We start from the raw sequence: 19,792 nt of genomic DNA on the forward strand, positions 1-19,792 counted from the left end.
ATTTGTATAAATTCGTTCTTAAAAATTATTATAAATAACATTGACTTTCCACCTCAATCGACGTAAACTATATTTAACGATAATGATTCCAATTAAGGAATAAGTTTCGTTTTATCGTTCATTTGCCAACGATGACATATTGGTAAAGCCTATTGATCAAAAGGGGGATTACATATGCCACGATTAACAGATAATCAAGGACATCCAATTTATGACAACCAAAACTCGCGTACAGCTGGCCAACATGGCCCAACTTTGTTAGAAGACTACCACTTGGTGGAAAAGCTCGCCCATTTTGACCGTGAACGGATTCCAGAACGGGTTGTCCATGCGCGGGGGGCTGGTGCCCATGGCGTATTTAAAGTGAAAAACAATATGAAGCGCTATACAAAAGCAAACTTTCTTTCTGAAGATGGGAAAGAAACGCCTGTTTTCGTCCGCTTCTCAACTGTTATACACGGCGGTACGTCCCCAGAGACGCTTCGCGATCCACGGGGATTTTCCGTTAAATTTTATACAGAAGAAGGAAATTATGATTTTGTCGGCAACAACTTGCCTGTTTTCTTCATCCGTGACGCGATTAAATTTCCGGATGTGATCCATTCTTTAAGGCCAGATCCACGTACGAATATCCAAAGCCCTGACCGGTACTGGGATTTTATGAGCTTAACGCCAGAATCAACAAACATGCTTACCCATCTATTTACGGACGAAGGCATCCCTGCTTCTTACCGGGAAATGCGGGGTTCAAGCGTCCATGCGTTCAAGTGGATCAATGAACACGGAAATATGGTTTATGTCAAGCTGAACTGGGTCCCGAAAATGGGCATCCGTAACTTATCAATGGAAGAAGCCGCCAACATACAAGCTCATGACTTTAACCATGCAACGAGAGACTTGTACGAAGCGATTGAACGTGGCGATTATCCAGAGTGGGATTTATATGTACAAATCCTTGATCCAGCCGATCTGGACAATTTCGATTTTCATCCACTTGATGCAACGAAAGATTGGCTTGAGGAAGACATTCCTTCTCAATTAGTAGGGACGATGACGCTGAACCGTAATCCCGAGAATGTCTTTGCTGAGACGGAGCAAGTTGGCTTTAACCCTGGAAATCTTGTCCCTGGCTTTGAGCCATCGGAAGACAAAATGCTTCAAGGCCGCATCTTCTCGTATTCAGATACACAACGTTACCGAGTCGGTGCCAACTACTTGGATCTCCCAATTAACTGCCCATTTGCGCAAAAGGCAAACAATACAAGAGATGGGGCAATGCCGATCGGCCAACAAACAAACCGGATAAATTATGAACCGAACCGTTATCAAGATACGCCAAAAGAAGCGGAAGGCTATGAAGACTACCGTGCGCCTATTAATGGCACTATTGGACGAATAGCGATTGAAAAGAAAAACAACTTTGGCCAAGCGGGCAAAATTTATCGAAACTATCCAAAAAGTGTCCAAGACACGCTTATTAAAAACATTGCAAATGATCTAAAACAAGTTGCTCCAGAAACGGCGCTCCGAGCCATTTGCAATTTCTACCGTGCTGATGAAGACTATGGCCAACGCCTTGCGGATGCAGTTGGAATGGACATCTCTGAATACGTGAAACACGGATCAGAGAACAACGCCTAAATCGAACAACCAGCGTGACTATTTAGTCCGCTGGTTTTTTTATAATCACTAGCATAGCCTTGCCTTTCGTCTCATAAAGTAGCAATAACGAAAGGAGTTGGTACGAGTGAGACGGTGGACGAGCTATTCAAATCAGGAAAAAAGTTTATTGTTGCTCGGAGTGGCAACGCTATTCGCCATGGTCAGCAGCTTTTTCTTTGCCATCTAACGTGCAAAATGCAGCCAATAGTGATAGTATTTTAATTGTTACGGTAGACGAAATAATTTGACAGGAGGCTGTATATGCATTATCCAATAACATGGGATTTAGAATCGATTTTTGCAGGCGGGAGCCAGTCTGAGGCGTTTAGCGACTTCTTAAATGAAACGAACCGTTTGCTCGACCATTGGCAGGAAACAGAAGCTGCTTCTGTGGACATACAAGAGCTCGTTACGGTAATTGAACAAATTTTTCCTCGTCTTGCCCATGCGAGTGCCTTTGTTTCTTGTTTGCTAGCACAAAATGTAAAGGACGAAACGGCACGTTTACGCCAAGAACAAGTACAAGAGCTTGAAGTCAAATGGCAAAAATTAAACTTGCTCCTTGAAGAAAAACTGAAACCGATTGACGATCAAGCCTTTGCCTCTCTTCTTGAAGAAGAAGCAATGAAACCATCAGCTTTTATGTTGGAAAAAGCGAGAAAACGGGCAGCTGACAAAATGAGCGCAGACAAGGAAGAATTGGCGGCAAAGTTGGCTAAAGACGGCTATCACGCCTGGGGATCCGTTTATAATGAAGCAGTCGGGCGAATGGAAATCCCGTTTGAAGAAAATGGGGAAGTGAAACATCTGTCGGCCGGACAACTCCATAACCGTTTATCGAATGAAGACCGTTCCGTGCGCAAACGTGCTTATGAAGCGTCGCTACAAGCATGGGCTCAGGAAGCGCCATTGTTTACACAAACATTAAATCGCCTTGCTGGTTTCCGTTTGAAGCTGTACGAAGAGCGGGGTTGGGACAATGTCTTGAAAGAACCATTGGACGTAAATTTAATTTCCGAAGAAACATTAACAACGATGTGGGATACGATTACAAAAAACAAGCCAAAATTATACCCATACATGGACAAAAAGGCAGAATTGTTAGGTTTGGAGAAACTGAGCTTGTTTGATGTCAATGCTCCTTTGCCAACAAGCGAAACGTCTAATAACGATATTCCGTACGAAGAAGCTTGTGAGCTGATCATCAAGCATTTTAACCGTTTCAGCCCGAAAATGGCTGAATTTGCTGAAATGGCGCTTAGCAACGGTTGGGTCGAAGCTGAAAACCGCGCCGGAAAACGCCCAGGCGGCTTTTGTACGACTTTTCCACTCCGTCAAGAATCGCGCATTTTTATGACCTATGACGGCTCAATGGACAATGTTGCAACGCTCGCTCACGAACTGGGCCATGCGTACCATAGCTGGTGCTTAAAAGACATGCCCGTCACGTCGCAAAAACAGTATCCAATGAGCATCGCCGAAACCGCCTCTACATTTGCCGAAATGATTGTCGCTGATGCACTTGTGTCTGAGGCAGAAAGTCCAGAGTTAAAACGATATCTGCTGGAAAACAAACTTTCTCGTTCATTAGCCTTTTTCATGAATATCCATTCCCGTTTTCTGTTTGAAACGCGTTTTTATGAAGAACGGAAACAGGGAATTGTACCGACTGAACGTTTAAATGAATTGATGGTTGAGGCGCAAAAAGAAGCATATGGCAATAAAGTGGAAGCATACGACCCTTATTTTTGGGCATCAAAATTGCATTTTCATATAACGAAACAACCGTTTTATAATTTCCCTTATACATTTGGCTATTTGTTTAGTATGGGCCTATATGCACGGGCTTTAAAAGCAGGCGCTTCTTTTGAAGATAACTATATTGCGTTGCTGCAAGACAGTGGCAGCATGACGGCCGAACAACTAGCACAAAAGCATTTACAAGTCGATTTGACAAAACCGGACTTCTGGCAAGAAGCGATCGATGTCGTTCTCAAAGACACCCATCAATTTGTCCACTAAAAACAGCGGGGGTTCGCCTCCGCTGTTTTTTTGTGCAAGAATTAATAGTAGAAGGGGAACTTAGGTTTGAAGTAAAATAACAATAGAACATAGAAATCGATGCTTAGGAGCTTCAAAGAAGGAGGCCTTCTTGAATGAAAATGAAGTGGATGGCGATGTTATCGGTACTTGCCATTCTCTCTGCCTGTGCAGGAGATACAGAAACAAAACAAAAACCGGATAATGAGACAAATGAAGATCAGGAAGCAGCATTACAAAGCGATAAAAAGGAACACAATCAACTGGCTGAAGAAGAAGGTGAGGCGGAAATGGTTGAAGGGATAACAGCCGAATCCGTTATCGAGGAAGCGATTGCTGCAGAGAAAAAATTGGAGCATTTTAGCCTAGAGTGGCAAAAACACGAAGTAGCGGAAGATGGGACTGTAATGGAAGCGTATGCTTTTGAGCGGTTGCATGTATACCGATCTGACAATGGCCCAGATTACTTTTTTAAGCAATCTGAAGACATTGATGAGAATGGGAATGACGTGGAAACAATCGAAACACAAACGCCTGAAGGAAGAAACGTGTACCGGAGCACAGATCGCTTTGCTGTACTGAGCGCAGCTAGCGATGACCATGTTCCGCCGTTTTCAGCAGAGCCACTTGAAGACCTAATAGCTGAGCAATCACCTTATGCTCTTACATATCAAGGCATTTATGAAATCAGCGGCTACCTCGCACATCATGTGCAAGCGACGGCAGAAGAACGGGGTGTAGAAATCAATTTGTGGTTCGATACCGAAACAGGATTGCTAGTAAGGGAAAATGCATTTTATCAAGGCAAGCCAGGCCAAGTTTCGATCTTAACAATGTTTGAAGAAGACATTGACTTCGATCCAGAGCTGTTTGATTTCCCTGTTGATGGGATTCCAGTCCGAGATGAGCGATAAGCACCACTCAGACTAGTCGAATTCCAGTCTGACGCCACTGTTAGTTAAGCGATGTTATTGCTAATATCAGGGGCGTCTATTAATAATCACGTTGACCGCTCTGCAAGTACGCTTTATCTTTAAAGAAAAGTCGCCAAAAGTAGAGAAAGACCGGGACGAGAATGGCGAGCCCGATTAGGAAGCCAATGAGCAAATAGCGGAACATGGTTTCATTTGTAAAGGCATCATAGATCGTGACATTCGGGTAAAGCAAATACGGGAGATGGGCGCTCCCATAAGCAATGCTCGCTAAACCAAACTGGACAACAATGAGCAATAAGGCGGCACGAGGTTGGCCGAGTTGGCTTGTTTTTGACCGCCACCATAAGGCGCTGTACCCTAACGCAAAAGCAAACAGGGATAAAGTATACCAGTGCCAAAGCGACAAAAATTTCTCAAACATCCACGGCGCTTCGGGAATAAGCGTAAAGATAGCAGCTACCGCAAAAACAAGGGTAACAGGGCCAAGGAAAATCGCGTTTTTTCGGTAAGAAGAGGCTGTGCTCTCGTCTCCCGCCTCTTTTGCATAGTCGCACATAAACAACGCAGAAATAAACAACTGGGTGACGAGGCCAAAGCCAACATGTGTATAAAAGGCCGGGCTTAAAAATAGCTCGTTTACTAGGATGTATTGCTTGTCGCCAGCGACGACAACAAATCCGCCAATTGCTGCAGGTAAAATGCTGACAAGAATGGCCGGTATGAACAGCCCGCATAGCCCTGAGACGAGCGTCAGCATGCGCGAATATTTTTTTGTGCTGTACGCGTAGACCAAAAAGGCGCTGCGGATTGTAAGCAACAGCAGGACAAGGCAAAAGGGCACAATCATCAATGTGCCGAGCGTAGGGGCTGCCCCTGGAAAGAGGGCCACAAACGCAACAACGAGAAGGACAAGGAAAACGTTTGTTACTTTCCATGCAGGCGATAAAAAGTTGTTTGCAATCGTTGCTGCTTTGTAATGATTCTGGCGACTATAATACATGGCCCAAAAACCTGTGCCAAAATCAATCGATCCAGCAACAGCATAAATGAACAGCAATGCCCATAACAGCAGTACCGCAACATAGACAGATTCCATAAACCCCTCCTAATACCTAACGGAACGCGCTCATATCTTGGCGGAGCGGATTTCGCTTGAAATAAAAATACATAACAAAACTCGTTAAAATGAGCAGAACAAGGTAAAGCATTGAGAACAAAAAGAATAACAAGCCGAGGTTCCCGGAAGTTGTAGCTGCCTCGGCGGTCGTTTGCACGCCGAAAATAATCCAAGGCTGGCGGCCAGTACAGCTAAAAATCCAACCTGTCTCGATGCCGATCATCGCAAGGGGGCCAGCAGCAACAAGTGCGATTAAAAGCCATTTAGGAAACCGGATGCCGTCGTGATTGCGTCTGAAAAACGAAAACAGCAGGCCAATGCCTGAAACGGCAATCAATGCAAAACCAATGCCGACCATCACGTTAAATAGTGTATGTACAAAGAGTGGAGGCCACTGTTCCACAGGAAAATCATTTAACCCTTGGACGACCCCGTCCGTTGAGCCAGTCGCGAGCCAGCTTAGCAAACCAGGGAATTCCAGTCCGCCGATCACTTCATTCGCTTCTGGGCTTGGCGTTCCTAAAATCGTCAATGGTGCATTGGTTTGTGTGTCAAAAAGCCCTTCAGCTGCTGCTAATTTGATTGGGATTTCCTCATAAAGCATGACCGTTGTATCATGGCCGGTAAAACCAGTCCAAACAGACATCAAAAATCCAAAAACGAGCGCCAACATTAATCCTTTTTGGTGGTAGCGGATTTCTGCTGCTGTAATGGATGGTTTTAACAACTTAAAAGCAGCAACAGCACATAACACGAAAGCACCTGTCATGTAGGCGGTGCTAACGACGTGGTACGAGGTCGACCAAAAACTTGGCGACAAGGCAGCCGCAAGGGGATTTACGTTTTCAATTTGGCCGTCAATGATGTCAAAACCTCTGGGGGTATTCATCCAAGAGTGTGCGCTAGTGATCAAAACAGCAGAGGCAACAGCGCCAAAGGCAATAAAAAAGGAACTGATGATTCTCATAGCAGGAGAAAGACGATCAGCAGCATATACATAAATAGCCAAAAACAATGACTCTAAAAAGAAAGCAAAAATTTCAATTTGAAATGGCAGCGCAATCACTTGGCCGACGATTTCCATAAAGCCTGGCCAGAGCAGGGAAAGCATGATCGCTACAATCGTACCAGTTGGAATCGCTACGCCAAGAAGGATGGCAAGCCCTTTTGTCAACCGCTTGGCGAGGACGGCATAATCGAGATCGTTGCGTAGTGCCCTCATCCATTCTGCAAAAAAAATCATCAGCGACAGGCCGACTGTTAATGTCGCGAAAATAATATGAAAGGCCATTGACGTGCCAAACAGCATGCGCGCAAGCAGCACATGATCCATGAGGTACCCCCGCTTCCCGTTTTTTATATGAAATTACTTTGTGCGATTGCCAAAAAAATATACATAAAGGGGAAGATGTGGAGTTCCATAAAAAAAACGAGCCTTAAAAACGGCTCGTTCCAGACTGTAGAAAAACGCTCGCATCCTTCGTTGCTCACCTCGTTCATATGCTCATGAACCCATGTTCTATTCGCATCTTCACTCGGTTTCGCGTCTCGGCTGACAAGCGTTTTCTATCAGCCTGGGTGATTTTGTCGACTCTGTCGACAACCTCAAACGAGCCTTAAAAACGGCTCGTTCTTGTTGGTTTTGCTTTTTTGAGTGAACGGTTTTTCTTTTGGGCACGTTCATCCAATTTATCATCAATTTTGGACAAAGCCTCAGGATCGTTTAAAAGTTCATCTCTATTTTGGGCCATTAAGTCCTCAAAACGGATTAAATGACGTTTACGCATATGATCACCCTTTTTGTGTCTGAATATTTCCTATCATTAGTATACCATGAGAACGTAATTTTACAAGCGTAATTTGTTACAAATTTTTGATAAAGATGAAATTTGTCGAACAGAGTCTAGATAAGCAGAAAATCCTTTTAGGGAAGACACTTTACATCAAAGAAAAACACTGGTAGAATATTTCTAACTTATAGGGATCTTTTTTACTGGTGATTGAGCGCTTGTTCGGGCAAGCTAAAAGTGGGGAGGGACCAACAATGACACAATCAGAAAAAGAAAAATTGATTGCCCTTGAAAAACAACTAAAAAAACTTTCTGCACAGGTGGATGAGCTAAAAAACAGCAATCATCAAACTAAATTTGAAATCCTTGAAACAGACCGTTGCCTTGTGCAAACATACAATTAATGCTGGCCCGTTGAGGCTGGCATTTTTTTGTGAAAGGGTGCAGCTTTACAAATGCGAGAAAATCTGTTTTAAAATAAAAACAGGATACATAAAGGAGGAATAAAAATGGCCAGCAAAAAATGGGGGATTTTGATTGCAGGTGTTGTCATAGGGGCCGTACTTGTAAAAAAAGATTGGCGAAACCGCGTCTGTCAAGAAGCGAAGGAACTAAAACAGCAGGCAGGGGAGACGTATGCATTTTTGCGGGACAATCGGGAAAACATGGTTGGACAAGCAAAAGAAGTCATGGAGGATGTCCGCTCGATTTGGAAAGACATTTCCGAAGATGTCCGCACGCTGACGCAAACAGCAAGCCATATGAAAGAAACGTCTGAGGAAGCGATCCAGGCGGCAAAAGAAGCTGCTGACGAAATCAAGCTGTTAAAAAAACAGCGTGAGATGAATAACGAAAGATAAGAGAGGGGATTCTTTGAGTAAGGACGGCAGCAACGGTTGGCGTTCTTTCCTATAGATCGGACTTAGGTAAAAAGCAGCAGCGATATGCTGCTGTTTTTTTATTGCTTTGATGGATAAAACGAAAAGAGATGTCAAACAATACCTTTACAAACGATAGAAGGAGGGTACTTCTTATGAAACGAATTGCGTTTTTATTGTTGGCTTTTATGTTGGCAATCACGGCTCCTGCGTACGGAAAGTCGGAAGCAAATGAACCTGAACAAACATCTTTTAAAATTCCTGACTCTGTCTTATCCATTTCTAAAGAAAACACATATAAAAATGCAACACAAGACTTGCCTTATTTGCAGCCAAGCGAGTTTGCCGAACAATTGCTCCAATCAACGGAAGAGCAAATTCAAAATCCAGATTTAATCCGGCTAATGAATGAGTCGTCGATTCAATTTCCACGATTGGGATTTGCGATGAGAGCTTCCATTTATTTAGGGGAATGGCCTTTGGCTTACCAATCGAAAGGAACGGAAGTCAATTGGGAGTATCAAAAAGTCAATACAAATTACATTGACAACCGTGGCGGAAATGCGCCAAAGAGCATGTCTTACCTGCAAGAACAACAGAAAAAGGTGACAGGCGGCTTGAGCGCAAAAATACCGAACGGAGAAGCAGTCAAAAAGATGATGATGATTAGCGCTGCTGAGAAAACAAGCTTGCCGCTTGCTTTTGATACAGTTGTTGGCCAAGGGACGAAAAAGAACCAAAAATACAATGTGCCCTCACGCCAAGTTGGCTACCTATACGGCTATGTTCCTGCAGTCCAAGAAAAAGGCAATGTGACCTATGGGGAAGTGTATTTAACGATAAAAGGCGGAAAGCCGAAGTTAGATGTTAAAAATGTAACCGAGCAGGGCATTAGTGCTTGGATTCCTGTACAAGACAATATCTCTTTTACGTTTATGGCTTCTACACAGCCAAAATAAAAGAAAACCCATGCCCTTGTTGTGAAAAGGGCATGGGTTCAGCTTGCGCATACTTCGTCGTTTGCCTCACTTATCTGCTTTGAAACGGTCGTTTCAAAGCAAGGAAACCATTGCTCATGAACCCCCGTTCATTCCCATCTTCCCTCGCCTACACTCCTCCTGACAAGCGTATTCTATCAGTCTGAGCGCGGTTTTCGCTCCTCGTTTACATGAATCAAAAATGAGCAGAGCGTTTTGAAAAATCGGTTTCGCGATAATAGGTATTTTTGACAAGCAAATTCGGCCCTAAGCATTGCACTGAAGGACAATGACAAGAGAGAGAACGATTGATCGCTGAATCGCGCCACCGGGCGTAAGCTTCATCAAAACGGCTATCTTGAATGTTCCCAAGCTTAGGAACGTCGCCAAAGTCAGTGACAATGATATCGCCGCTAAATAAGTTTACATTTAAGCGCGACCGTCCATCAGGGTCATTGCGGACGGTCACATTCGGTTCGCTGTACAGGCGTTTTTGGAGCTGCAAGTCGTCTTCGTTGTTGCTGCAAGGATAAAATGGCAGTGTGCCAAAGAGCATCCAAACGTGTTTATTGCGGCAGTCAAGGAGGCGATGGATTCCTGATTTGATCTCATCCAAGCTGGCTACTTCTAAACTGCTAGCAAAGTCGCTTGGGTACATAGGATGCACTTCATGGCGTTGGCAGCCCATTTCGACAATTTGCTGATGGATGTTCTCCAAATGGGGAAGTGTCCGTTTATTTAACATCGTTTCAGCTGAAACGATCACTCCTCTTGCCGTTAACGCTTTTGCATTTTCGATCATTCGCTGAAACATCGCATGGCGCTGTTCTTCTTTCGGTTTATGCTTGGAATGGGCAAAGCCAATGAGCGAAAAATCATCCACACTGCCGTAGTTGTACGAAATATGCAAGACATCCAAATAGGGCAGGATCAAGTCGTAACGTTCAAGAGGCATCGTCAAATTTGAATTGATTTGCGTTTTTGCTCCACGCTCGTGGGCGTATTTAAGCAAAGGAACAACATATTCCCGGACTGATTTCATGTTCATCATCGGTTCGCCGCCTGTAATGCTAAACGCACGGAGGTGGGGAATTTCATCTAAGCGCCGAATGAGTAAATCAAGCGGAAGGGGGTCTGGGTCTTTTGGCGATAATGTATAGCCGACAGCACAATGCTCACAGCGCATATTGCATAGCGTAGTCGTTGTGACTTCAATGTTTGAAAGGATCAGTTCGCCATATTGCTCGATATCCCTATATGCTTCCCACGGATCAGTGTGAGGGGCAATGGTCTGTTGCACATTCATTTCATCAATCTCCTTTAAATATCCATCCCCTATCTTAGCGTATCTTTGCTAAAAGAAAAAGACCAATTGAGGATGTCCGTAATGTTTGGTACACTTGCGATGCAAGGCTAATGATGTCGCAAGTGCGTTAATAGAGGCAATGGAAGCTGCCTCTAATTAAGGAGGATACAATGAAATTATATATGATACGGCATGGGGAATCAGAAGGGAATCGACTAGGAAAAATCCAAGGTTCAATGGACTTCCCGCTATCGGATCTTGGGAAAAAACAAGCGCAGGCAGTGGCTGGTTTTTGTACAACACTTGCTGCTGACTATTTGTATACAAGCGACCTAACGCGGGCTGCTGATACGGCACAAGCGATTTCTGAAGCAACATACCTTCCCCCACGAAAATGGGAATTGTTGCGTGAAGTCAACCTTGGCCCGTTGCAAGGGTTGACGCGTTCTGAAATTGCGGAGCGCTTCCCTGAAACAACAGGAAAGCCATTGATTGCCTCAGGAATCGAAGGCACAGAGTCTGCCCAAGCGCTAACAGAGCGTTGTTATTCATTGCTCAGTCAATTGAAAAAGGCACACCGTGATGATGAGTCGGTCATTCTTGTTTCGCATGGTGGCTTTATTAGCTGCCTGCTTATGTATGCTATAGTTGGAGAACAGTGGGCTGCATTTGAACGTCCATTTATCATCGGCAATACAAGTGTGACTTTGCTTGAGTGGAAAGAAAAAGACGAACGCTACCTCCTTCACTATACAAACCGCACAGCGCACCTCGAAACCGTTCGTGCCGATTTAACAGCCAAGCACGGTTTGCTGTAAGAAAAAAGGCAAACGCACGCATACGCGTCGTTTGCCTCGCTTTTTGCAAGAGTTGTTCGAAAGCACGAAACTTAGCTCGTCAATTCATATACGACTGCACTTTCACTTCTCGCAACAAGCCATTTCTATTAGATTGATAGATTTATTAGGAGCCAGACGCTTCATACGGGGTATCCAAACGGGTTTCTTCGTCCTTCTTTAAACGGTTTTCTTCATCCTTTTTTAAGACTTCGATTCGTTTAATTTGACGCCCGTCAAAAGCTTTAACCGTAAACACATAAGGCCCGAATGTTAGCGTTTCGCCGACAGCAATGTCGTATTTCTCTGTTAAGAGCCAGCCGCCAATCGTGTCAACATCTTCTTCGCTAATCTCGACATTTAAAAGTTTGTTGACTTCTGAAATGAGCGTTTTGCCGTCAAGCAAATAATGATCCTCGTCAATTTTGCTTATGAGTGGATCTTCCTCCACATCAAATTCATCGCGAATTTCACCAACAATCTCTTCGATGATGTCTTCCGCTGTAATAAGCCCTGCGGTGCCCCCATATTCATCGTACAAAATCGCCATATGCGTTTGTTTTTTTTGCATTTCGACAAGCAGGTCATTAACAGGAATGGATTCAATCACGCTAATGACTGGACGAATATAATTTTCTAGCTTTATCTCTTCTGTCACATCAGGGGCGACGATATCTGATAAAACTTCCCGCACATTTACGATTCCGAGGATATGATCCTTATCGCCGTTTACAACTGGATAGCGGGTGAACTTTTCTTCCCGCATAATCGCTAAGTTGTCTTCAAGCGAGTCTTCAATCGAAATGGCAGAAATTTCCGTCCTTGGAACCATGATTTCTTTAGCAATCCGGTCGTCAAAGTCAAAAATTTTGCTTACGTATTTAAACTCGGATTGGTTGATTTCGCCGCCTTTGTAACTGTCAGAAATGATGAGGCGCAGCTCTTCTTCTGTATGCGTCACTTCATGTTCTGACATTGGCTTAAAGCCTAACATTTTTATTAGAAGGCGGGCAGAGCCATTCAAACTCCAAATTAATGGGAAAAGCATACGGTAAAACCATACAAGCGGCCGCGCAAAAAGAAGCGTAACCTGCTCAGCTCTTTGGATAGCGATGGTCTTCGGAGCCAATTCCCCAATGACAACATGCAAAAATGTCGCAAAAAGAAATGAAACCGCAATCGATAATGATGTTACTGCCGAAGCTGGCACCACCTCTTCAAAGAAAGGGTGAAGCATTTGTTCGAAAGTCGGCTCTGCAAGGCGGCCGATCCCTAGTGCAGTAATCGTAATTCCAAGCTGACAGGCAGAAAGGTATTCATCCAAGTTCGAAGTCACTTTTTTAGCGTATATCGCCGATTTTTTGCCTGTAGCAAGGTGCGGTTCAAGCTGTGTGCTACGTATTTTTACAATCGCAAATTCAGATGCTACGAAGAAAGCGGTTAACGCAATAAGAATGGCGACCGCAAGTAAGCTTAATCCCTGTTGTATGTCCAAATATTCCCCTCGTATAAGAGGGAGTCACCTCCTGTGTGTCCTTCAAAATTAGGAATAACGTTTCCTAGTTTGGAACCAGAGGGCAACGCGCAATTCTTTAAAAACGGTTTACCTATGGAAAGGCAAGCTGCGTACACAATTACTTTTAAATGGTAGATGGTTTCGCAAGAATAGCGGAAGCCCGACCCGATTGGAAAGCAATCGAGAAGTTCCAAACGGCATGTACGCACGATACCGTTTTTCTATCTACTTTGTACTCTCCACCATCGAATCACCCCGCTCTCGCATGAACTACTTTCATTTTAGGGCAATTAATTGAGAACGTCAAACATTTTAAACAAATTGATGCACAATTCAAAAAAGTACCTTGTCCATAGTGGATAGGCACTTTTTGTCGATTAATTAACAGAGCCGTTTTCCATTCGTCAACGCTCCGCTTTTCCAAATGTTAAGGCTGTTACAAGGCCAAACAAAAGTGCCATAATCGAGACAAGCCAATAGAGAAACGTTCCAGGCAGCTCAGTTGGAACAATGACAACAAGGGAGCCGGCAACAAGCCCAATCATGAGCGCATAGGTTGCTTGTGTGTAATGGTTAAGGAAGAAACGGACGAGCCGGCTTGTTACAAGGAGTCCAAGGACAACGCCACACCCAATCGCAATAATAACAGGGATATTAATGGATGAGAGGGCAGCAATAGCTGTATGGTACACGCCAAGAATCAAGAAAACGAGCGAACCGCTAATACCAGGTAAAACGAGGGCTGTGCTAGCTAGCCAACCTGAAAAAAATAAATAAATATAGTCTGTCAGTGAGAGGTTTTCCATCACTGCTTGGTTTGATTCGTTGACAAAACTGGTCATAGCAATAAGCACAAACGCCCCAACCAGCAACACATAATGGAGGGGTTTAAACGAATGATTTGGTTCTGAATGGGCAGAGCGCCATAAAAACGGCAAAATTCCAAGAACGAGCCCTGCAAATAAAAACATCATCGGCTGGTTATGTACATGAAGCAAATATTCAATGATTTTCACAAATAAAGCAACGGCGGCTACCATGCCAATGCCGAGCGGGATTAAAAAGCGGAAAGCACGCTTTATATGGCCTGTTGTCAAGTCGCTTATTGCTTGAAGCAGCTGTTCATAAAAGCCCAAAAGCATGGCAATCGTGCTCGAACTCACACCTGGCACAAGTTCGGTAATGCCCATAGCGGCACCTCGAAAAAGATTTTTCCAGTTAAACATTTAGCATCCTCCTAGTTGAATCGCAAAACAGCATCATGCTAATGAAACCACAGCCTATTAAAACATGCAACAAAAAAGAACGCATAAAAGCCTTTCTGCTGACGGAAGCTACGGATAAACAGCATGAAAGGGAGAAACGTATGAAAAAAGCATTTTGTCTATTGCTTTTGCTTTCCTTGATCATCGGGCAAACTTCATTTGCTCTCAGTTACGAAAACAAAACATACAATTGGAGTTACAAACCGGCTCCAGCCCATACGCCAGCAGATACAGAACCATTGTACAAAAAGCTGCTAGAGCAAGCTGATGGTTACTTTATCGGTGATCGAGACAGCAAGTCTTTATATTTAACGTTTGACAACGGGTATGAGAACGGTTATACCGAAAAAGTCCTTGACGTTTTAAAAGAAAAACAGGTCACTGGCGCTTTTTTTGTGACAGGCCATTATTTGAAAACGGCGCCGGAGCTTGTGAAACGAATGGTGGCGGAAGGACACATTGTCGGCAACCACTCATACCACCATCCGAGTTTGCCACAAACAAGCGATGCCAAGCTAGCGGCTGAACTCGATGACGTGAAAACATTGTTTACCGAAATAACAGGCGAGACGGAGATGCGCTATTTACGGCCGCCAAGAGGGGAATTTAGTGAGCGCACGCTCATGAAATCAAAGGAGCTTGGCTATACGAATGTATTTTGGTCCCTTGCGTATAAAGACTGGGAAGTCGATAAACAAAAGGGTGGAAAGTATGCCTATGACCAAGTGATGAAACGAATCCACCCTGGCGCGATTATGTTAATCCACGCCGTATCGCCGGATAATGCGGAAGCATTGCCTGATATCATTGATGAATGCCGGCGCCAAGGCTATACATTCCGCAGTCTTGACGAATTGTCGCTCCATTCTCCTATGCCTTAGGCGATTTCCGAAGTAACGGGAACTGTAAAAAAGCAACAAAAAAACCCTTGATAAGGGTTTTTTTGTTCTATTGCATCATCCTAGCCCGGTAACTCTCCTTTCCAGACAGAAAGAACCTTTCCCGCTCATTAAAACTCTTCATCGACCAAATCCATTACGATGCCTGCCCCAACTTTGCTGCCTTCTGCCGCCGCTAAAATCAGTTGCTGTGGCCCGTTAAAGGTAGTGTCGCCACTGGCGTAAACGCCTTCGACACTGGCTCTGCCAAACGTATCGGTTTTGATGCCGCCTTGCTCGTTGTATGTGCAGCCAAGTGCTTCCCCAAAGGATGCGGCTTGCTGCAAATCGACAGCCACAAAGCCGCCTTCTCTTTTGATTTCTTTGCCATCGGTAAAGCGAATGTTTTGTAGTTGGCCGTCTTCACCTTCGAGAGCGGCGATTTCTTCTTCAATAATCTTGATGCCGTTGGCTAGAAACGCAGTTTTTTGCTCATCTGTTAAAAAGCGTTGGCCGTTTGTGCAAATGACTAAGTCTTTGCTCCAATTCCAGATAAGTTTTCCTGAATGGAGCACGCGCTTATCTTCACAAATGACAACAAGAGGCCGATCGCGTAGTTCCCAGCCATCACAAAACGGACATGGGAATAAGCTAGAGCCGTAAAATGGCTCAATTCCCGCTATATCTGGCAATCGATCTTTTAAACCTGTGGCAAGCAAGATTTTCCGCGCTTGATACGTTTCCTTATTTTCGGTGTCAACAGAAAAGCCGCCTTGTTCTTTTGTAATTCCGCTTACCCGTACATATGCCCACTCTATATTTGGATATTTCCTTAAATCGGTGTATGCTGCCTCTTTAAACGCGCTCGGTTCTATCCCGTCTCTTGTTAGAAAACCATGTGATGCATGGGTGACGGCATTCCGTGGTTTGTTTTCATCCAATAGCAGTACCTTTCGTTTCGCTCTGCCTAATACAAGTGCTGCGTTTAGCCCAGCTGGGCCTCCTCCTATAATGATGCAATCAAACATGGCTTTGGCTCCTTTATTGTATATATTAGAGACTCTTTATATCTAGAATTAGAACAAAAAAGGAGGCTAGGCCCTTTTTTCTTTCATCTGTCTAGCGATGTCGGCAATGTAAGTCGCATCGAGATCCGCTTTCATTTTTGCCTCGGCGTTCATCATGACTTGCTCAATCAAGCAACCATGATTGCGTGGGAGCTCTTTGTGGTCGAGCGAACAATGAAACAAGCTCGTTTGACCTTCAATTGCTTGGATTACATCAAGAAAAGACGTTTCTTTTTGGCGCTTTAAAAGGCGGTAGCCGCCTTTTACACCAGGCGTTGATTCAATTAACCCGGCTTTAACCAGCTTAGTTAAAATTTTAGAAAGATACGTAGGCGAGAGATTTTGCATTTTTGCCAACTGTTCAACGCCAATCGCTTCGCTTTTTTCATATAGCATCAAAAAAGCCATTGTATGCAATGCATAGTTCGTTGCCTTTGAATATTTCATCGCTACAGTTCCTCCAATTTTGCCATTATTCCAGATCTATTGAGTCCGTAATTAACTATACGCCATATTGATTTTGAATGCAACAAGCATGCTTGCAGGGGCTACTAATATGAATGTTTGATTAAATCGCAACAGAATGTTTACAATTTTGCGCAATGTATCGAAGGGAATCGAAAGGAAATCCCATGTACAAGGTTTTCCGTTATTCCTGTTCAAACGCAGGATTCTTTACAAAAGGTTTAGATAATGAATAGCTTTGTTTAAATCTCTCTTGAAATCGTGCTGCTACACTATAAATAAATGGCCGAAAGGGGTGGAGCGGATCATTGACTTGCCCATGTATTTGAAAAAAGTGGTGCGATAAAAAGGAAAGGACACGAATAAAAAGGAGAATTATACATGAATGTATATGCGTCAACCACGCTTCTTTGGTCCAAGCCAATTCCAGAAGTGCTGGGTGAATTTGCTAAACTTGGGCTTTATGGGGCTGAGATTTGGGCAGAACAGATGAACTGGCACAGTACGAGCGTCTTGGAGATTAAACGAGCTCAACGGGGCTTGCCGCTCGCATACACGTTTCACGCCCCGAGTTGGGATTTGAATCAAATATCGATTAACAAAGCCATCCGTGAGCAGTCGTTGGGGGAGTTGGAGCGGTCTTTTGAAACAGCAGCAAACCTAGGGGCAAGCAATGTCACTGTCCATCCTGGGCGGTTAAGTTTAGATGGCGGATGGCTTGAATGGCACCAAGAACAACAAATCGCTGTTACAGAGACATTAATTGAATTAGCGGAGCAGTATGGGGTGTTGTTATCGCTAGAATTGATGGAGCCAAAAGGAAAAGAGTTGATTACAACGCCAGACGAAATGAATACGTTGCTTGAAGCAGTCAAGGGACGTTTTTCAGTAACATTTGATGTTGCCCATATTCCGTTGCACATGGATGTGGTTGAAGCGTACCTAGCAACGAAGCAAATTAGTAAAGTTCATTTAAGTGACTCTTCCAGTTCGGCTTACCATTTGGCGCTTGGGGAAGGGGACATTCAGCTGGGGCCGATTCTCGCTTTATTGGAAGAGGTGACCATACCTGTTGTGCTTGAAGGCATGGATGCCTTATCAAATCGCAAGCTGCTCTGTCACCTTCACTATTTGGAGGGCGTTCGACAAAAGCAGAAAGAGGGGTTGTATGAAATTTCTGGTTACCAACGATGACGGTATTTTTGCGCCAGGCGTACAGGCTTTAATTGAGACATTGCAGCATTTTGGCGATGTATTGGTTGTTTGCCCTGACCAAGAACGGAGCGCGATTAGCCATTCGATTACACTCAGGCAGCCGATTAAGGCGACGCCTGTGTCGATTTTTGGACAGACTGTACCCGCTTATGCGGTGAACGGGACGACAGCCGATTGCGTTAAGTTAGGGCTAGAAGTATTGTGTGATGCGAAGCCGGATTTTGTTTTTTCAGGCATGAACATTGGCCCTAACTTAGGCCGTGATCTATTTTATTCTGGCACAATGGCTGGCGCAGCTGAATCTGTCCTCCACCATGTTCCTGCCGTAGCCGTTTCGATTAATAAGCTTGACGAACCAATCAAATTGCACTATCCGAAAGAACTATTTTACGGCGTGCTAGAAGTGTTGTTCCAACGAAAATGGAAGCCAGGCCTGTTTTTAAACATTAATTTGCCGTATTTGCAAAAAAGCTTTGTAAAAGGCTTTGCTGTTGTACCGATGGACTTGGCGGTTACACGCTACCGGTACGTTGGCTTAAATGACCCACACGGGAACGTGTATTACTGGCTAAAAGATCACTTGAACCAACTAAAGGAAGAAGAATTAGCAGAGGAAAGCGACTACGCTAAGCTGCGCGAGGGCTACATTACGATTACGCCCATTGAACATAAACGGGTTAACAAAAAAGAAATTCAACGGATTGAACGATTGTTCGCGCAACCACAGGAACATACAGGAGGTATCATCCAATGATAGAAAAAAAACGAATGGTTCCATTTGCTTTATTGGTCTTTAGTGCTGTTAGTTTGGCAGGATGCGGAGCAGAAAACGTCCAAGAGCAAGTGAACTCCGCGGCAGAGACATCTGAAACAAATGAAACGGAACAGGCGGAAGAAACGGATGGAATTGCTGGAACGCTTTCGTTTTACACGTCCCAGCCAGATGCTGATGCAGAGGCGCTCGTCGCTGGCTTTCGTGAACAGCATCCTGATGTCGACGTTACGATTTTCCGTTCTGGGACAGAAGAAGTTGTCAGCCGCTTGTTGGCGGAAGAGGAGGCAGGATCGGTACAAGCGGACGTGCTTTTGCTAGCGGATGCAGTGACGTTCGAAAACTTAAAAGAGAAGGACTTGCTGTTGCCATACGAGTCCCCGGAGCTTGTCCACATCCCTGCTGATTTTGTTGATCAAGACTATATGTATATCGGCACAAAGCTAATGGCGACTGTGCTCGCTTATAACACCGATTTAGTAGAGGAGGCGCCAACATCTTGGTTCGACTTAACCGCAGACAATGCCAAAGGGGAACTGACAATGCCAAGCCCCCTTTATTCAGGCGCGGCCGCATACAACGCAGGTGTATTTAGCCGAAACGACGATTTTGGCTGGTCGTTTTATGAGGCGCTTTATGAAAATGATACAACAGTCGTTCAAGGAAATGGCGGTGTTGTCCAAGCAGTAGCGGGCGGCGAGGCTTCTTATGGAATGGTCGTTGATTTTGTAGTAGCCAATGCGAAAGAACAAGGGTCTCCGATTGATTTTGTTTATCCGGAAGAAGGCGTGCCAGTCATTACAGAGCCGATTGCGATAACGAAAAACAGCAAAAATGAAGCAGCAGCGAAAGCATTTGTCGATTTTGTCCTCTCTGAAGCAGGGCAGCAGCTAGGCAAAGACGTTGGCTACACGCCGATCCGTGAAGGGATGGACGCACCAGCTGGACTCAAGGGAGGGGACGAGCTACATGTGTTATCAACCGACCTTGCCGACTTGTTGAAAGGGCGAGAAGAAGATAAAGAACAATTTCAATCTATTTTTGGAACCCATTAAATGAACGACATGATTGAC

At 44.4% G+C, this 19,792-nt stretch carries 19 protein-coding genes; 11 read left to right on the forward strand and 8 right to left on the reverse strand.

Annotation, left to right across the window (positions count from 1 at the left end; all coding sequences use genetic code 11):
- Positions 1-174: 174 nt before the first annotated feature.
- From N6H06_RS20105 to N6H06_RS20115, 3 genes are all read left to right on the forward strand, one after another.
- A complete protein-coding gene (locus N6H06_RS20105) occupies positions 175-1,641 on the forward strand; it encodes a catalase (RefSeq protein WP_062750030.1) in 1,467 nt (488 codons plus the stop codon).
- Positions 1,642-1,923: 282 nt separating this feature from the next.
- Positions 1,924-3,684, forward strand: coding sequence for a M3 family oligoendopeptidase (locus N6H06_RS20110; RefSeq protein WP_263707814.1), 1,761 nt, complete (start codon positions 1,924-1,926; stop codon positions 3,682-3,684).
- Between the two features lie 134 nt (positions 3,685-3,818).
- Positions 3,819-4,616, forward strand: a complete 798-nt coding sequence (locus N6H06_RS20115) for a hypothetical protein (RefSeq protein WP_062750028.1) — start codon at positions 3,819-3,821, stop codon at positions 4,614-4,616.
- Positions 4,617-4,695: 79 nt separating this feature from the next.
- Here the strand turns inward: N6H06_RS20115 and N6H06_RS20120 are convergent, their stop codons facing one another.
- The 3 genes from N6H06_RS20120 to N6H06_RS20130 form a co-directional block, all read right to left on the reverse strand.
- Entirely contained in the window at positions 4,696-5,733 is a 1,038-nt protein-coding gene (locus N6H06_RS20120; RefSeq protein WP_062750027.1) for a cytochrome d ubiquinol oxidase subunit II, read from the reverse strand.
- Positions 5,734-5,749: 16 nt separating this feature from the next.
- The gene (locus N6H06_RS20125; RefSeq protein ID WP_062750026.1) at positions 5,750-7,087 is read right to left on the reverse strand and encodes a cytochrome ubiquinol oxidase subunit I; all 1,338 of its coding nucleotides are present in this window, start codon (positions 7,085-7,087) and stop codon (positions 5,750-5,752) included.
- 283 nt (positions 7,088-7,370) lie between these two features.
- Positions 7,371-7,541, reverse strand: coding sequence for an FbpB family small basic protein (locus tag N6H06_RS20130; RefSeq protein WP_011246139.1), 171 nt, complete (start codon positions 7,539-7,541; stop codon positions 7,371-7,373).
- 257 nt (positions 7,542-7,798) lie between these two features.
- Between N6H06_RS20130 and N6H06_RS20135 the strand changes: the two genes are divergently transcribed.
- From N6H06_RS20135 to N6H06_RS20145, 3 genes are all read left to right on the forward strand, one after another.
- Positions 7,799-7,948: a hypothetical protein gene (locus tag N6H06_RS20135; RefSeq protein ID WP_193754524.1), complete on the forward strand. Its 150-nt coding sequence runs from the start codon at positions 7,799-7,801 to the stop codon at positions 7,946-7,948.
- A 105-nt stretch (positions 7,949-8,053) separates the two neighbouring features.
- Positions 8,054-8,404 carry a hypothetical protein gene (locus N6H06_RS20140; protein WP_062750025.1) on the forward strand — a complete coding sequence of 117 codons (351 nt, stop codon included), beginning with the start codon at positions 8,054-8,056 and terminating at the stop codon, positions 8,402-8,404.
- Positions 8,405-8,577: 173 nt separating this feature from the next.
- The gene (locus N6H06_RS20145) at positions 8,578-9,381 is read left to right on the forward strand and encodes a YfkD famly protein (protein WP_062750024.1); all 804 of its coding nucleotides are present in this window, start codon (positions 8,578-8,580) and stop codon (positions 9,379-9,381) included.
- A gap of 214 nt (positions 9,382-9,595) precedes the next feature.
- Here the strand turns inward: N6H06_RS20145 and yfkAB are convergent, their stop codons facing one another.
- Positions 9,596-10,705, reverse strand: coding sequence for a radical SAM/CxCxxxxC motif protein YfkAB (gene yfkAB / locus N6H06_RS20150; protein WP_263707815.1), 1,110 nt, complete (start codon positions 10,703-10,705; stop codon positions 9,596-9,598).
- 170 nt (positions 10,706-10,875) lie between these two features.
- Here yfkAB and N6H06_RS20155 point away from each other — a divergent pair, with 170 nt between their 5' ends.
- Complete coding sequence (locus tag N6H06_RS20155) at positions 10,876-11,523, forward strand: histidine phosphatase family protein (protein ID WP_062750022.1); 648 nt, start codon at positions 10,876-10,878, stop codon at positions 11,521-11,523.
- A 145-nt stretch (positions 11,524-11,668) separates the two neighbouring features.
- On the opposite strand, the gene N6H06_RS20160 is transcribed toward N6H06_RS20155, so the two are convergent.
- Together N6H06_RS20160 and N6H06_RS20165 are read right to left on the reverse strand one after the other, a co-directional pair.
- The gene (locus N6H06_RS20160; protein ID WP_213029350.1) at positions 11,669-13,036 is read right to left on the reverse strand and encodes a hemolysin family protein; all 1,368 of its coding nucleotides are present in this window, start codon (positions 13,034-13,036) and stop codon (positions 11,669-11,671) included.
- 425 nt (positions 13,037-13,461) lie between these two features.
- Positions 13,462-14,283 (reverse strand): DUF368 domain-containing protein, encoded by an 822-nt coding sequence (locus N6H06_RS20165; RefSeq protein WP_062750021.1) that lies wholly within the window; start codon positions 14,281-14,283, stop codon positions 13,462-13,464.
- 140 nt (positions 14,284-14,423) lie between these two features.
- Here N6H06_RS20165 and pdaA point away from each other — a divergent pair, with 140 nt between their 5' ends.
- The gene (gene pdaA, locus N6H06_RS20170; protein ID WP_263707816.1) at positions 14,424-15,203 is read left to right on the forward strand and encodes a delta-lactam-biosynthetic de-N-acetylase; all 780 of its coding nucleotides are present in this window, start codon (positions 14,424-14,426) and stop codon (positions 15,201-15,203) included.
- 128 nt (positions 15,204-15,331) lie between these two features.
- Here the strand turns inward: pdaA and N6H06_RS20175 are convergent, their stop codons facing one another.
- Entirely contained in the window at positions 15,332-16,228 is an 897-nt protein-coding gene (locus N6H06_RS20175; RefSeq protein ID WP_263707817.1) for an NAD(P)/FAD-dependent oxidoreductase, read from the reverse strand.
- A 66-nt stretch (positions 16,229-16,294) separates the two neighbouring features.
- Positions 16,295-16,714: an Rrf2 family transcriptional regulator gene (locus N6H06_RS20180; RefSeq protein WP_213029347.1), complete on the reverse strand. Its 420-nt coding sequence runs from the start codon at positions 16,712-16,714 to the stop codon at positions 16,295-16,297.
- A gap of 399 nt (positions 16,715-17,113) precedes the next feature.
- On the opposite strand from N6H06_RS20180, the gene N6H06_RS20185 reads away from it, so the two are divergent.
- The 3 genes from N6H06_RS20185 to N6H06_RS20195 are packed head-to-tail and all read left to right on the forward strand — an operon-like array spanning position 17,114 to position 19,774.
- On the forward strand, positions 17,114-17,926 hold the full coding sequence (locus N6H06_RS20185; RefSeq protein WP_263707818.1) for a sugar phosphate isomerase/epimerase family protein: 813 nt from the start codon (positions 17,114-17,116) through the stop codon (positions 17,924-17,926).
- Positions 17,901-18,701, forward strand: coding sequence for a 5'/3'-nucleotidase SurE (surE, locus tag N6H06_RS20190; RefSeq protein ID WP_062750017.1), 801 nt, complete (start codon positions 17,901-17,903; stop codon positions 18,699-18,701). The genes N6H06_RS20185 and surE overlap by 26 nt, the downstream gene beginning before the upstream one ends.
- Positions 18,698-19,774 carry an ABC transporter substrate-binding protein gene (locus tag N6H06_RS20195; RefSeq protein WP_404830369.1) on the forward strand — a complete coding sequence of 359 codons (1,077 nt, stop codon included), beginning with the start codon at positions 18,698-18,700 and terminating at the stop codon, positions 19,772-19,774. The genes surE and N6H06_RS20195 overlap by 4 nt, the downstream gene beginning before the upstream one ends.
- Positions 19,775-19,792 lie beyond the last annotated feature (18 nt).

Source organism: Shouchella tritolerans (assembly GCF_025770735.1).
Classification (GTDB): domain Bacteria; phylum Bacillota; class Bacilli; order Bacillales; family Bacillaceae_D; genus Shouchella; species Shouchella tritolerans.

Coding starts and splice junctions, on each gene's coding strand:
- N6H06_RS20105 (WP_062750030.1), top strand. CDS start 175: ATGCCACGATTAACAGATAATCAAGGACATCCAATTTATGACAACCAA.
- N6H06_RS20110 (WP_263707814.1), top strand. CDS start 1,924: ATGCATTATCCAATAACATGGGATTTAGAATCGATTTTTGCAGGCGGG.
- N6H06_RS20115 (WP_062750028.1), top strand. CDS start 3,819: ATGAAAATGAAGTGGATGGCGATGTTATCGGTACTTGCCATTCTCTCT.
- N6H06_RS20120 (WP_062750027.1), bottom strand. CDS start 5,733: ATGGAATCTGTCTATGTTGCGGTACTGCTGTTATGGGCATTGCTGTTC.
- N6H06_RS20125 (WP_062750026.1), bottom strand. CDS start 7,087: ATGGATCATGTGCTGCTTGCGCGCATGCTGTTTGGCACGTCAATGGCC.
- N6H06_RS20130 (WP_011246139.1), bottom strand. CDS start 7,541: ATGCGTAAACGTCATTTAATCCGTTTTGAGGACTTAATGGCCCAAAAT.
- N6H06_RS20135 (WP_193754524.1), top strand. CDS start 7,799: ATGACACAATCAGAAAAAGAAAAATTGATTGCCCTTGAAAAACAACTA.
- N6H06_RS20140 (WP_062750025.1), top strand. CDS start 8,054: ATGGCCAGCAAAAAATGGGGGATTTTGATTGCAGGTGTTGTCATAGGG.
- N6H06_RS20145 (WP_062750024.1), top strand. CDS start 8,578: ATGAAACGAATTGCGTTTTTATTGTTGGCTTTTATGTTGGCAATCACG.
- yfkAB (WP_263707815.1), bottom strand. CDS start 10,705: ATGAATGTGCAACAGACCATTGCCCCTCACACTGATCCGTGGGAAGCA.
- N6H06_RS20155 (WP_062750022.1), top strand. CDS start 10,876: ATGAAATTATATATGATACGGCATGGGGAATCAGAAGGGAATCGACTA.
- N6H06_RS20165 (WP_062750021.1), bottom strand. CDS start 14,283: ATGTTTAACTGGAAAAATCTTTTTCGAGGTGCCGCTATGGGCATTACC.
- pdaA (WP_263707816.1), top strand. CDS start 14,424: ATGAAAAAAGCATTTTGTCTATTGCTTTTGCTTTCCTTGATCATCGGG.
- N6H06_RS20175 (WP_263707817.1), bottom strand. CDS start 16,228: ATGTTTGATTGCATCATTATAGGAGGAGGCCCAGCTGGGCTAAACGCA.
- N6H06_RS20180 (WP_213029347.1), bottom strand. CDS start 16,714: ATGAAATATTCAAAGGCAACGAACTATGCATTGCATACAATGGCTTTT.
- N6H06_RS20185 (WP_263707818.1), top strand. CDS start 17,114: ATGAATGTATATGCGTCAACCACGCTTCTTTGGTCCAAGCCAATTCCA.
- surE (WP_062750017.1), top strand. CDS start 17,901: ATGAAATTTCTGGTTACCAACGATGACGGTATTTTTGCGCCAGGCGTA.
- N6H06_RS20195 (WP_404830369.1), top strand. CDS start 18,698: ATGATAGAAAAAAAACGAATGGTTCCATTTGCTTTATTGGTCTTTAGT.